10 protein-coding genes are annotated in these 12,708 nt (G+C 65.6%); 5 read left to right on the top strand and 5 right to left on the bottom strand.

Going from position 1 to position 12,708, the window contains the following annotated elements; all coding sequences use genetic code 11:
• Positions 1-10: 10 nt before the first annotated feature.
• Positions 11-1,717, bottom strand: a complete 1,707-nt coding sequence (locus AB8Z38_RS31135; RefSeq protein ID WP_369721435.1) for a hypothetical protein — start codon at positions 1,715-1,717, stop codon at positions 11-13.
• A gap of 348 nt (positions 1,718-2,065) precedes the next feature.
• Between AB8Z38_RS31135 and AB8Z38_RS31140 the strand changes: the two genes are divergently transcribed.
• A complete protein-coding gene (locus AB8Z38_RS31140) occupies positions 2,066-2,746 on the top strand; it encodes a TetR family transcriptional regulator (protein WP_369721436.1) in 681 nt (226 codons plus the stop codon).
• A 151-nt stretch (positions 2,747-2,897) separates the two neighbouring features.
• Here the strand turns inward: AB8Z38_RS31140 and pyk are convergent, their stop codons facing one another.
• Together pyk and AB8Z38_RS31150 are read right to left on the bottom strand one after the other, a co-directional pair.
• On the bottom strand, positions 2,898-4,334 hold the full coding sequence (pyk, locus tag AB8Z38_RS31145) for a pyruvate kinase (RefSeq protein WP_369721437.1): 1,437 nt from the start codon (positions 4,332-4,334) through the stop codon (positions 2,898-2,900).
• Positions 4,331-4,927 (bottom strand): DUF1036 domain-containing protein, encoded by a 597-nt coding sequence (locus tag AB8Z38_RS31150; protein ID WP_369721438.1) that lies wholly within the window; start codon positions 4,925-4,927, stop codon positions 4,331-4,333. The genes pyk and AB8Z38_RS31150 overlap by 4 nt, the downstream gene beginning before the upstream one ends.
• A gap of 158 nt (positions 4,928-5,085) precedes the next feature.
• On the opposite strand from AB8Z38_RS31150, the gene AB8Z38_RS31155 reads away from it, so the two are divergent.
• The 4 genes from AB8Z38_RS31155 to AB8Z38_RS31170 all read left to right on the top strand — a co-directional run bounded on the left by AB8Z38_RS31155 (position 5,086) and on the right by AB8Z38_RS31170 (position 8,216).
• Positions 5,086-5,388, top strand: coding sequence for a DUF1244 domain-containing protein (locus AB8Z38_RS31155; RefSeq protein ID WP_369721439.1), 303 nt, complete (start codon positions 5,086-5,088; stop codon positions 5,386-5,388).
• Between the two features lie 207 nt (positions 5,389-5,595).
• Positions 5,596-5,868, top strand: coding sequence for a DUF2312 domain-containing protein (locus AB8Z38_RS31160; RefSeq protein ID WP_007596286.1), 273 nt, complete (start codon positions 5,596-5,598; stop codon positions 5,866-5,868).
• Between the two features lie 114 nt (positions 5,869-5,982).
• Positions 5,983-7,749 (top strand): adenylate/guanylate cyclase domain-containing protein, encoded by a 1,767-nt coding sequence (locus AB8Z38_RS31165; protein WP_369721440.1) that lies wholly within the window; start codon positions 5,983-5,985, stop codon positions 7,747-7,749.
• A gap of 47 nt (positions 7,750-7,796) precedes the next feature.
• A complete protein-coding gene (locus AB8Z38_RS31170) occupies positions 7,797-8,216 on the top strand; it encodes a DUF1801 domain-containing protein (protein ID WP_369721441.1) in 420 nt (139 codons plus the stop codon).
• Positions 8,217-8,231: 15 nt separating this feature from the next.
• Here the strand turns inward: AB8Z38_RS31170 and AB8Z38_RS31175 are convergent, their stop codons facing one another.
• Positions 8,232-9,845: a DUF882 domain-containing protein gene (locus AB8Z38_RS31175; protein WP_369721442.1), complete on the bottom strand. Its 1,614-nt coding sequence runs from the start codon at positions 9,843-9,845 to the stop codon at positions 8,232-8,234.
• A 271-nt stretch (positions 9,846-10,116) separates the two neighbouring features.
• Positions 10,117-12,366 carry a L,D-transpeptidase family protein gene (locus AB8Z38_RS31180; protein ID WP_369721443.1) on the bottom strand — a complete coding sequence of 750 codons (2,250 nt, stop codon included), beginning with the start codon at positions 12,364-12,366 and terminating at the stop codon, positions 10,117-10,119.
• Positions 12,367-12,708: the final 342 nt, after the last annotated feature.

The raw sequence follows: 12,708 nt of genomic DNA on the forward strand, positions 1-12,708 counted from the left end.
TCTCCAGACGCTAACGCGAGGCCCGCTCCATGAGCGCGCAGCTTTCGAGGATGGTGCCGGGACGGGCGCCCTCGATGGTGATGCAGGGCCTGGAGCGATCGATGGCAAGCGCGTAGCGATCCAGAAGCGCGGTGCGGTCCGGCTCGCCGCGCATGTGCAATTCGCGGAGACCGCCGGGCAGGGGAGTCTTCAGCCCGTCACGGATGCGCTGGTCAAAGATCCCGCCGCGGACGATGGGCACGCCGATATCGGCGAGCAGGTAAAAGCGCGACTGCGGCGGAAGCTGCGGCGCGATATACGCGAGCGGCTTGCCGAGGATGAAATAGGTCGCCGGCTGATGGAGCTCGTCTGCAATCTTTGGCTGGTAGGTTTCGGACCAGGGACGGTGCCACCAGTCCGCCGGCTGCGACCACAGCGCAATGCCAATAGCAACCGTCAGCATCGTCGCGTTGAGCGGAGCCGTGGACGTTGCCGGCGACGCCGGACGCAGGTGTGCACCGAGGCGGACGAGCAGGACAACGATCAGCGGCCCGCACAGCAGTTCGAGAACCACCGCATAGCGCTGGATCGAGAACAGGCCGAGCCACGCCAGATAGGAGACTGCAAAGAGCACGAAGAGCTGAACGTCACCTCGTGTGAAGATCGCGCTGCCTCGCTTCAGGCGCGCAAACAAGCCGAGCACGAGCAGCACCGTCGCGACTGCGAAACGCGCGTCGCGGAAAGGATGCTCAGCGCCTCTGTGGTCGCCGACCAGCCAATAGAACGGATAGGCCAGCGCGTCCGAGATGCTGGGCGGGATGAACTGCACGTCCATCAGATTGATCGACGCCACTTCCCCGGACTGGAACACCGCATTGAAGAGCGGGAAGATCGGGTTGCCGGTGTCGCGCCATGTGATCAGGTACCATTCGCCACCCGTCAGCGCCGCGCCGGCAATCCCGCCCAGCGCAAGAAGCACACCGGCCCGGAGCGGATTCGTGGCGGCGAGCAGCGCCGCGGCTGCGCCTATCGCGTAAACGATATTGGTCAGCTTCAGCCCGATCGCGGCGCCGATCAGGAGGCCGGCCAGCAGGTAGCGGGCGGGCAAGCGGTCCGCAGTCAGGATCAGCAGGAAACCGCCGATCACGGGCAAAGCCAGCAGCACGTCGGAAAAGCTCGTCCCCACCTCTGACAGCGTCATCGGACCAAAGGCTGCGATCACGACCGCCGCCGCGATCGCCGCGACGGTTGCGGCCTGACGCAGCACCACGCGTGCGAACAGGCAAACGAGCGCGAGGTTGAGGCCGTGGATCGCGCCGATGATCATCAGCCCATAGGGCGAGGGCACGAAGTGGCGGAGATAGTAGACCGGAAAATAGACGATCGGATTGAAGTAAGTCTGGAAGCCCGGGGGAACCACATCCAGGCGATAACGGCCGTTGAGCACGGCCCAGACATTGTATTCGTGATAGTTCTGCCAGTCCCAGTTGACGTCTTCGCCCATCGCGAAGGTGTAGAGCGCGCCTGCCAGCATCGAGCAGACGACAAGAGCGACGGGTGCAAGCGCTTTTCCACGCAGGGCTGCCGTCGGCGATTGCTGCTCGAACCGCGCAACCGGCACGCCTGCCACGGGCCCGTTGTGGATCGCGTCGCTGATTTCCCCGTGTCCATCGAACTGATGGCGGCAGTCGCCGTCGGAAGCGGGTGGTGACGCAGAAAGCACGCTTGCGGGGCGCATTGCGAATTCCAATTTACGCCGGCAGGACTACGGTGAACCCGTTAAGGTTGTATAAATCGGAAAGGGAACTTTCTCTGCTTGCGCCTCCAGGTAGCGTAAGGTCGAGCAGCCGCAGCGAGGCCCGGCTGCTGCGGTGCGGAGCCGAGCGGCAGCCGACAGCGCCGGAACCGCCGGCGTGTCGGAGCTGGAGGTGATGGAATGAATGAAGGCCAGAGTCGGCGTTTTTGCGTCTTGTGTTCCGGTTTGAATAGTTGTTCAGTTCTTGCGGGCGATTTGCAGCGAAAGCAGTGGCGAAGCGTTGGTCCGCGGGGGCGTGCGACTGGCGTTGTGTGGGACAGGTAGCGCGCCATGGTTTATCGGCGGACGCATCAAGTGGTTAAACGCCTTGCGGCTCGGCGCAGCGCCATTCTGGCGGCGGCGAGGGAGGCTGCGGCCGAAGGCGGAATGGCGGCGGTGCAGATCGCGCCGGTCGCGGTCCGGGCCAGTGTGGCCGCCGGCACGGTCTATCGCTATTTCCCCTCCAAGGCCGAGTTGATTTCCGAATTGATTGCCGAGGTGTCGCGCGACGAGCTCGCGGCGATCCGGCGGGCGGCCGATGCCGCGCCCGGCCCGTCCTCGGCGCTGGCTGCCGCAGTGACCACCGTGGCCGTCCATACCCTGTCGCAGCGCCGGCTGGCCTGGGGCATCCTGGCCGAGCCGGTCGATGTCGATGTCAGCGCCTCCAGGCTTGCCAGCCGGCGCGAGATCGCGGGCGAGATCGCCTCCCGGATCGACGCTGCCGTGCGCGCCGGTCACCTGCCGGCGCAGGACACCGCGCTTGCCGCCACCGCGCTGCTCGGCGCGCTGCATGAAGCCCTGGTCGGCCCGCTCGCGCCCGACAACCTCGAGGATCCCGCCAAGCTGCGCGATGCCGTGCAGACCGTGACGCTGCTCGCACTGCGCGCCGTCGGCGTCATGGACGCCCGCGCCCGCGGTCTGGTGGTGCAGCAGACCCTGCTGCCGACCGCGAAGGCGCTGGTCGGGGCTTAAAACCGTCCGCAGGATCGAGGCGGGGGACTGATCGCGCTCAGGCCTTTGTCCGCGCGCGTCTTTTCGCAACACAGCGGCAGATTGGCCGGACCGGCCGGCTACTGTGCATGGGGTTGTTTTCGACTTTTTTGTCGAGGCGTCCTGGCGGAGGTCAGATTTCCGCTTCGCCCTCGGGACCGACCGAGGCGATACGCACCATGTTGGTGGTGCCGGGGATGCCGAGCGGGACGCCGGCGACGATGATCACGCGCTGGCCGGCACGGACGAAGCCGTCGCGGAATGCGATCTGGCCGGCGCGGCTCACCATGTCGTCCTGGTCGCGCGCGTCTTCCGCCACGACGCAATGCACGCCCCAGACCACCGCGAGCCGGCGGCCCGCGGTGATGTTGGGCGTGATCGCCACGATCGGCGGCTTCGGCCGCTCGCGCGCCACGCGCGTCGCGGTCGAGCCCGAGCTGGTCCAGCAGATCAGGGCGGGCAGGTCGAGCGTCTCGGCGATCTGCCGCGCCGCGTCCGCGATGGCATCGCCCGCGGTGGTTTCCGGCGCGGGGCGCTGCGCCGTGATCACGGACCGGTAAGTCGGGTCGCGCTCGACCTCCTCGCCGATGCGATTCATGGTCGAGACCGCCTCGACCGGGAATTTGCCTGCCGCCGATTCCGCCGACAGCATGATGGCGTCAGCACCTTCGTAAACGGCCGTGGCGACGTCGGAGACCTCGGCGCGGGTCGGCACCGGCGACTGGATCATCGATTCCAGCATCTGGGTCGCAATCACCACCGGCTTGCCGGCGCGGCGCGCCATCCGCGTCATCTGCTTCTGGAGGCTCGGCACGCGCTCCAGCGGCATTTCGACGCCGAGGTCGCCGCGCGCCACCATCAGCGCGTCGGAGGCCTCGATGATCTCGGCGAGGCGGTCGATCGCCTGCGGCTTCTCGATCTTGGCCATCACGGCGGCGCGGCCGCGGATCATCTTCTTGGCTTCGATGACGTCGTCGGCGCGCTGCACAAAGGACAGCGCGATCCAGTCGACGCCGGTGACCAGCGCGGCCTCGAGGTCGGCGCGGTCCTTCGGCGTCATCGCCGAGACCGGCAGATCGGTATCCGGCAGGCTGACGCCCTTGCGATCGGACATTTTGCCGCCGACCACGACGCGTGTCACCGCGTGGTCTTTCGAGGTCTCTTCCGCGATCAGCCGCACCTTGCCGTCGTCGAGCAGCAACGCGTGGCCGGGCCGCAGCGCGGCCAGGATCTCCGGATGCGGGAGATTGACCCGGGTGGCGTCGCCCGGGGTCTTGTCGGAATCGAGCGTGAAGGCCTGGCCGTTCTGCAGCTGGACCGCGCCTTCCGCGAAGGCGCCGAGCCTGAGCTTCGGTCCCTGCAGGTCGACCAGAATGCCGATCGGGCGGCCGTAGCTGCTCTCGACGTTGCGGATGGTGGCGACCAGCTCCCGCATCTTGTCATGCGGGGTGTGGCTCATATTGATGCGGAAGAGGTCGGCGCCGGCCTCGAACAGGCGGCGGATCATCGCGAGGTCTGAAGAGGCTGGTCCCAGGGTCGCGAGAATCTTGATACGGCGAAGACGCCTCATGGCTTATTTCCAGGCGGGGACGAAGGGGCTGGCGGAAGGCCAGGCGCGGCGGGGGGCGTACCACCCGGCGGCCCGTTGGGCAAACCGGGAACCCCGCCACCCGGGCCCACCGGGCCGGGCATGCCGGGCATACGCGGCTGTGTCGGCTGCTCGTTGACGTCGGTGAGCTGCACCGTCCAGGCCCGCTGTTCGCCAGTGTCGACTTCGAAATAGCCGGTCCGGTCATAGCCGCGGGCGAGGCAGTCCTCGGTACCCCGGATGGTGAATTCCTTGTCGCGCGAACACATGAAGGCCTGGCCGGACCATTCCCCGCCGCGGTCATAGTCGATCGCGTAGATGTAGTAGTAGCGGGCGACCAGCGTGCCCCTAAGCAGCGTCTCGCAGGATCGGGACGAGATGTTCCACCAGCCTTCGGTGGTCCAGCCGTCGGCGTCCTTGTAGCCGAGCGCGATTCCGACCCGGCTCGACGTATTGTTGCAAAGGCGGAAGTCGGCGGAGGCCGGGCTGTTCCACAAGCAGAACAAGGCAACCACCAGCACCGGGGCAAGCCGGGCAAGCAGGCGGAGAGGGGAGCGGGGAGATTCGGCGATCATTGTCGCGGAAGCTATATCAGATCATTGACGATTTGGCGTAGGGGCAGCGGAACCGGCCGGGGCCGGTCCTCGGGTCGTTTGCGCCGCGATATGGCAAAATCTGTGACAGGGTCTACCTTATCCCGTAACGGTGACCATCAAAGCCAAGGGGTCCAACAATGGCTATCGACGACAAAACCAGAACGGAGCTCGAGGCGGCTGCTTTCAGGCGCCTGGTCGAGCACCTGCGGACGCGGACCGATGTCCAGAACATCGATTTGATGAATCTCGCCGGGTTCTGCCGCAACTGCCTGTCCAACTGGCTCAAGGACGCCGCCGATGCGCAGGGTGTCGCCTTGAGCAAAGACGAGAGCCGGGAGGCCGTCTACGGGATGCCCTACGAGACCTGGAAGGCGAAACACCAGGGCACGGCGACGGCCGCGCAGGTCGAAGCGATGAAGAAGGTCCATCTCGGGCACTGAGCGGCTCGGCCTTCGCGCGAGGCCTGAGTCGCATCACACAACAGCTTTCTTCAGCTTTCCTGGCTTGGCCGCAGGAAGGTGTGGGCGCGCTGTGGACGAGCGAGATGCTGCCTTGAACGCGGAGGCTGCCAACCCTAAGGGTCAGCGGCACGCGCGGTCACGATGCCGGCGTCACCCCGTTTTGCCAGTTCCATTGGGAGTACCAAGATGGCCACCTCCGCCGCCGTTCGCGACGACGAGCCCGCGACGAAATTTGCCAAGGACCAGCTCAAATCCATCATCGAGCGCATCGAGCGGCTGGAGGAGGAGAAAAAGGCGATTTCCGACGACATCCGCGACGTCTTCGCCGAAGCCAAGGGCAACGGCTATGACGTCAAGGCGCTGCGCACCATCGTGCGGATGCGCAAGCAGGACCCCAACGAGCGCGCCGAGGCCGAGACGATTCTCGAGACCTACATGCAGGCGCTGGGGATGATCTGAGGCGGCCGCGACGTCACCGGCAGGAGTATCTCGTCCCGCCCGCAATTTGCGGCGCACCCAGCTTGGGCAAAATCCGCGCGTCTGCTAAGGTGCTCGGGTCGAAGGGACCGAGCCATGGATGTGCCTGGGCCAGAGCGCAGGCTCGCAGCGGTCCTCGCGGCTGACATGGTCGGCTTTAGTCGGCTCATGGAGGTCGACGAGGGTGGCACGCTCGCGCGCCTCAAGACCCACCGGATCGAGCTCATCGATCCGGCCATCACCAAAAATCACGGGCGCATCATCAAGACGACGGGCGACGGCATGCTCGTCGAATTCCATAGCGTCGTCGACGCCGTGCTGTGCGCGACCGAGATTCAGAGCCGGATGGGGCGCCGCAATGCCGACGTCGCACCGCCGCGATGGATACAATTCCGCATCGGTATCAACCTCGGCGACGTGATCGTCGATCAGAACGACATTTTCGGCGATGGTGTCAACGTCGCCGCACGGCTGGAGGCGCTGGCCGAGCCTGGAGGTATCTGTATCTCGAGCGCGGTGCGCGACCAACTCGGACAGCGCCTTGACGGCGTTGCATTCGAGGATATCGGCGAGCAGAACGTCAAGAACATCGTCCGTCCGATCCGCGTCTACCGGATTCGACTGCAGGAGGGTCCGGCAAGCGCATCAGACGGCTCCAAGGACACTGCAAAGGTGGCGGGCAGGTCGAAGAAGCCGTCCATCGCCGTGCTGCCCTTCGCCAATATGAGCGGCGATCCGGAGCAGGAGTTCTTTGCGGACGGTTTGACCGAAGACATCATCACCGAGCTATCACGCTTCCACGACCTGCTGGTGATCTCCCGCAACTCGACCTTCGTGTACAAGGGCAAGGCGGTCAAGGTGCAGGACGTCGGCCGCGAGTTCGGCGTCGATTACGTCATCGAGGGCAGCGTGCGAAAGGCCGGAGATCGGGTCCGCGTCACCGTGCAGCTGATCGATGCGGAAACCGACCGGCACGTGTGGGCCGAACGCTACGACGGCGAGCTCAAGGACATCTTCGCCATCCAGGACGAGATGACCCGGGCGATCGCCGCCACGTTGCCGGGTCGCGTCGAGGCGGCCTCGCACGATCGGGCGAACCGTAAGCCTACCGACAACATGGCGGCCTATGAATGCGTGCTGGCCGCAAAGGTCTTGCACCATCGCTCCAATCGCGAAGACAATGCGCGCGCGCAACTTTTGCTCGACCGCGCGCTCGAACTCGACGCGAACTATGCACACGCACACGCCTGGAAGGCGTGCGTCCTGGGCCAGACCTGGGTCTATAGCTGGTGCGCGGATCGCGACGCCACCTTTCAGCAGGTCGCTTCAGAGCTGGAGACCGCGCTGGTCCTCGACGACAATGACAGCGACGTCCACCGCATCCTCGCTGCGCTCAATCTGAACCGCGACGACCATGACAAGGCCACCTACCATCAGGAGCGCGCGCTCGCGCTCAACCCGAACTATGATCTCGTGGTGGTGCAGCAGGGCGAATTGCTGACTTGGCTGGGCCGGCCTGAAGAGGGCATCGACTGGATCAAGAAGGCGATGCGGCTCAACCCGTATCACCCGGAACGCTTCTGGAGCCATCTCGGACGCGCCTATTACAGTGCCGAGAAATACGCCGAAGCCGCCGAGGCCTTCTCACGGATCACACGCCCCGATCACACCCATCACGCATTCCTTGCCGGGATCTTCGCGCAAATGGGCAACGCGGTTGCGGCCGGCGCCCACGCGGCTGAAGTTCTCAAGCGTGAGCCGGCATTTTCGGTGGCCAATCATGTCTCGACACAGCATTATAAGCGCGACGTCGACCGTCAGCGCTACGAGGCAGGCCTTCTCGGGGCAGGCCTGCCGGCTTGACCCGGCGCGCCGCACCGACCGATTGGCGATCCATCGAGAGTGAGACCGTGACCGAGCCGCTGTTGCCGCGTGAGGTGAGCCGGGCCTTCGACGCCTTTCCGTTGCCGATCCGCCGGCGCCTTCTCGAGGTGCGCAAGCTCATCTTTGCGACGGCCAAGGCGCATGACGACGTCGGTCGGCTGACGGAGACGTTGAAATGGGGCGAGCCCGCCTATCTCACCGAGGAGACCGGCAGCGGCTCAACGATCCGGCTCGGGCGCGTGAAGGATTCCGAGCGCGCTGCTATTCTATTCAACTGCAGGACGACGCTGGTCGACACTTTTCGCGAGCGCTTTCCCGATCGGTTCGAGTATCGCCAGACCAGGGCGCTCTTGCTGGATTTCGCGGGCGCGCTGCCGACGCAGGAGCTCACGGTCTGCCTGTCGCTGGCGTTGACGTACCATCTGGATCGGCGGCGGAAACGCTAGCTGCGCTTGCAGACGTCAGCGCAGCGCGGCGGTGCGCACCACGAACGACGTCGTCTCGAGCTTGGCGGTGGCGCTGCCCGAGAAGCCGTCGCAGGACAGGCCTTGCATGGGATCGTCGGCAAAGCCCATCGCGACCACGGCCTTCGGCTTGACGAAATAAGCCCGCATCGCGACCATATCGAGCTCGCCCATCAGCGTGACCGACATCGCGCGGCTGGCGCTCGGTGACAGCATCACGATCTTGAGCCAGATGCTGTCGCCCTTGGCCGCGGAGAGCCGGGTTGCGGTCGCGACCATGCCGTCGGTGCTCTTGGCGACAATTGTGTTGATCTCGGTGGCCGGTGCGGAATTGCGCGCCGCTGATGCCGGACGCGTTGCACGCGGAATCGGCGCGGAGGCGGCGACGACATTGGCACGGTCGACCGAAGAGGCGGAAGCCGGCGCGTAGGCCAGCGCCCGGTAGGCAGCGTTGGAGAGGCTCGCGGTCGGCTGCGGATCGGTGGCGGCTGCGAGTGCCTGGCGTGCCCTCAGCGCTGCCACCTGGGCCGGCGTCGCCTGCTGCGGCGTGGCCGGAATATCCCAGAAGCCGCGGGCATTGATGATGTCCGCCGGGGTCTCCGGCTTGTTGGCGGCCGGCTTATCAGCCACAGGCGCGGGCTTCGGCCTGAGCGGCGCAACGACCTGCATGTCGGCCGATGCGAGCTGGATCGCGGCGGCAATCTGCGGCTTGGCGCGCGGCGTCGGCACCGGATCGGCGGGTTTTGCGGCGGCCGCGACCACGACGGGCGCCGCCGGCTTTTCGGCTGCGCCCTCGTCATCCTCGTCGCTGCCCGTGGCGGGGGCCGACTTGCCCTTGAACAAGGCGGCAAGGAAGCTCGGCTTGCCGATGGTCGCGGCATCCTCGCCATCGCCGCGCCGTTCGATGTCGGCCCTGGCGAGCTCATAATTCTTCAGCGGCGTGCCGTCGCTCGGGACATGGACCGTGCGGCCATCGGGGAATACGCGGGCGAGCTGGTCATGCGTCATGCGCGGCCAATGACGGATGCTGCCGGTGTCGAGATGCACGAACGGCGAGCCGGAGGTCGGGTAGAAGCCGACGCCGCCGCGCTGCAAGCGCAGGCCGGCGAAGCGGATCTGCTCCAGCGGCACGTTCGGAATGTAGAAATCCATCGCATGTCCCAGCATGTGCTGGCTGAAGCGCGCCACGCCCGAGGAGCGGCGGCGGAGCATGGCGTTGGTGGCGGGGGAGCGGTAGGAGGAGATGATCTGGATCGGCTGCTTGCCGTCGACGTCGCGATAGACCTCCCAGAGAATGTCGAAGAGGTGACGGTCCATCACCGTCTCGTCCTGGGTGCGCCAATCGCGGAGGAAGTGATTGAGCGTCTTCAGCGCCGCTTCGTCATAGCGGCCGTCGCGCTTGAAGGTGACGGTGAGGTCTTCGCCGGAATGGGTGTGGTGAAACGAGAGCGTCTTGGTTTCGTTCAGCGCGGCGGCGTTATGAACCGAACCGGCAGCCGCAAGCAGCACCACCGAGGCGAGGCCGATCCGAGATCCGACCTTCACTCCCGCATGGGACAACGACAACGCAGCGAATTGGCGTGCGAAACCAGCCAGCACGTATGAGCCCACCCAGTCGACGAGCGTTCTAATGGACTCTCCCGCCAACCCCGCTAGCGCGCGAAAGAGGATGAACGCTTTGTTAAAACGAGAAGGTTAATTGGAGGTTTACCTTCCCGCCCCCAAACCAAGTCAGAATACGAACCTAATCGGTTGAGTGTGGCGAAAAAACGCCCGCTGCCCGCGCGCGGGTGGAGAATGGTTAACGTTAAGCGACCCCATCCAGGGGATGAGGTCGCTGATTTTATTGCCGAATTTCAGGAAGCGCGGCGCTGAGGCCAGCTCAGCGGGTGAACACCCGCTGAGGCCGGCGGCCGATCGGAGCGGGGGGCGGGGTGGGAGCCCCGAACAGCCGCTCGAAGAAGTTCGGGCCGGACGAGCCGAAGCCGCCGCCATTGTTGGCGAAGGCCACGCCGTTCGGCAGCGTCGTCGGCGGCCGCGAATAGCTCGGCTGGGAATGCGCCACGACGTTTTCGAGGTCCTTGCCGCGGCCGTTCCTCAGGATGTTGATCATGGTCGCGTCGCGGCCATAGACGTCCTTGCGGAATTGCAGCTTGCCGCCGTCGTCCACGAAGGCGGTCTGGTAGGTGATGTTGACCGGGATTGGCGTGGGGAATTTCAGGTCGATCTCACCTGACCCGTACATGCTGCGGATGCGCTCCGGCGTGTACTTCTCGTTCGGCATGGTGATGTTGAGCAGCACGGAGGCGTACTGGTCCGGATATTGAACGCGCATGCAGCCATGGCTGAAGGCGCGTTCGTCCCTGGCGAACAAGTTCTTGTCCGGCGTGTCGTGCTGATAGACCAGGAACTTGTTCGGGAAGTTGAAGCGGATGCGGCCGAGTGCGTTGGCTTCGCCGGGCGGCTGCGAGATGTGCACGGAGCCGTCGCGGTTCTGCTCGAGCTTCAGGCCCATGCGCTGGAGCACGGTCGGGTCCTGCTGCAGCGCCGGAAGATATTCGCCATAGACGATCGACGGCGGCACGTTCCAGGTCGGGTTGACCGTGATGTACTTCATCGTCTCGGTCAGCAGCGGCGTTGCGTGCTGGCCCGGCTTGCCGGTGACGACGCGGGTGGTCCAGACCTGCTGGCCGCGCTGCATCACCTTCAGCGTGTAGTCGGGAATGTTGAGGATGACATAGGCATCGCCGAGCGAGGGCACGCCGAGGTCGCGCGGCAGCCAGCGCCAGCGCTCCATGTTCACCAGCACGGTGTCGATCTGCTTGTCGCGCTTCGGGCTGTTCAGCGCCTTCACGGTCGCAGCGTCGAGCACGCCGGTCACCTTGATCTCGGCGCCGTCCTGGAACTTTCGCACGGCTTCGGCGACGGTGGCGTCATAGTGGTCGTCGTTGGCGTTCTCGGTGATGCCGAGCTTGGCGCGGAGCTGCGGCACCCGCGGATCCTCGACGACGATTTCAGCCTGCTTCTTGCCGCGGGCCGGCGTGTATCTCAGCGCCGGGCCGTCGGTGATCTCGACGACCGGGCCTTCGCCCTGGCCGCGGAGCTGCGCGAGCTTGGCCTTCAGCTCCTTGTAGAGCTTCTGCGGCGGGTTGTAGCTGTCGAGCGCCGCGGACGCGTCAGCCGCGGTCGTGACCTTGGCGAGCACTTCGTTCGGATCGACTGGATGCTCGGGATAGAGGATGTCGGCGCTGACCTGCGACCAGTGCATGCGGCCGCTCTGCGCCTGGCGCGCATAGTCGAACATGCTGGCGGTCAGCTTCAGCTCGGCCTCGGCAAGCGCGTCGGGGCTGGTGGCTGCGGCGAAGTCCGGGACCGGATAGTCGGCGGGATTGAGGCCGTCGGAGGCTGCATCCTTCAGCCGTGCGATGACGCCCTTGGCCGCGGCGGAGAGGCTGCCGCCCTGGGTCCAGACCGGCGCGTAGTCACGGGCACCGTAGAACTTCTCGACGGCGGCGCGCTCGTTCTTGCGGTCGAAATAGCGCGAGGTCTTGGCCCCGATCATGTCCTTGAGCTTGTCGGCGACCGGCTGGTCGGCGGCGGGGACGTTGCTCGCGGCCTTCACCGGCTCGGCGGCCGGAGCCGCAGCGGCGGGTGCGGCCGGAGCGGCCGGTGTGGCGGTCGCGGTGTCGGCCTTGGCCGGTTCAGACTTGGCAGGCTCAGATTTGGTCGATTCAGATTTGGCCGGCTCGCTGTTCGCAGGCTCCGTCTTGGCCGTCTCGCTCTTCGGTGCGTCGGCGGCGGGCGTGGTGGCGACGTCGGAAGGCTTGGTCTCGACCTTTTCGGGGGCCGGGGCAGCTTCGGCCTTGACCGGCTCCTTGATCGGCTCCTTGGCCGCGTCCTTCGGGGCGTCCTGCACCGTGGCGGTAGAGTCGAGCTTGATGTCTGAGGCGGTCGGCGGCGGAACATTCGCGGGCTCGGGGCGCGGGATCGCGGCTTCGATCGCGAGTTCGGCGGCGCTGCTGCGCGCCTGATCCTGCGCCAGAGCGGAGCCGGCCGATACCGTGAGGAAGGTCGCCGCGACCGTCATCAAAACGCGGTCAAAGCCTCGACGGTGATTCAAACAGTCTCGCATCGTGTCGCACCCCTCGGGTGAACTGCCCCGTTTGGAACAGCTTTTGGAACAGCTTCGTTATGGTCTTGTGAGCTTCGGCTGACCGCGCCGGCCTCTCGGAAGTTGCACGCCTGCACGCAACGATTCTTACGCAGACGATATACAGACCCCGTTTCTGCAGCCAGCGCTACCCGGGACAACTCACGACAAACTGACTTCAAGACGGCCGCTTTGCAATCGATTGTGCGCCTCTGTTACGCGCTTTTCCCCCTCGCTGTCACTTCCAAGTCACGGTTCCTGAACGGCTCGGATTCTTCCGTCATCCGAACGGCTTAAGACCACATCGCACGCTTACGCAAACCG

The sequence above is a fragment of the Bradyrhizobium sp. LLZ17 genome (assembly GCF_041200145.1).
Taxonomy (GTDB): Bacteria; Pseudomonadota; Alphaproteobacteria; order Rhizobiales; family Xanthobacteraceae; genus Bradyrhizobium.

Bases quoted from the DNA above. Each gene is read 5' to 3' on its own strand.
- AB8Z38_RS31140 (WP_369721436.1), top strand. From the start codon at position 2,066: ATGGTTTATCGGCGGACGCATCAAGTGGTTAAACGCCTTGCGGCTCGG.
- AB8Z38_RS31155 (WP_369721439.1), top strand. From the start codon at position 5,086: ATGGCTATCGACGACAAAACCAGAACGGAGCTCGAGGCGGCTGCTTTC.
- pyk (WP_369721437.1), bottom strand. From the start codon at position 4,334: ATGAGGCGTCTTCGCCGTATCAAGATTCTCGCGACCCTGGGACCAGCC.
- AB8Z38_RS31180 (WP_369721443.1), bottom strand. From the start codon at position 12,366: ATGCGAGACTGTTTGAATCACCGTCGAGGCTTTGACCGCGTTTTGATG.
- AB8Z38_RS31160 (WP_007596286.1), top strand. From the start codon at position 5,596: ATGGCCACCTCCGCCGCCGTTCGCGACGACGAGCCCGCGACGAAATTT.
- AB8Z38_RS31165 (WP_369721440.1), top strand. From the start codon at position 5,983: ATGGATGTGCCTGGGCCAGAGCGCAGGCTCGCAGCGGTCCTCGCGGCT.
- AB8Z38_RS31150 (WP_369721438.1), bottom strand. From the start codon at position 4,927: ATGATCGCCGAATCTCCCCGCTCCCCTCTCCGCCTGCTTGCCCGGCTT.
- AB8Z38_RS31135 (WP_369721435.1), bottom strand. From the start codon at position 1,717: ATGCGCCCCGCAAGCGTGCTTTCTGCGTCACCACCCGCTTCCGACGGC.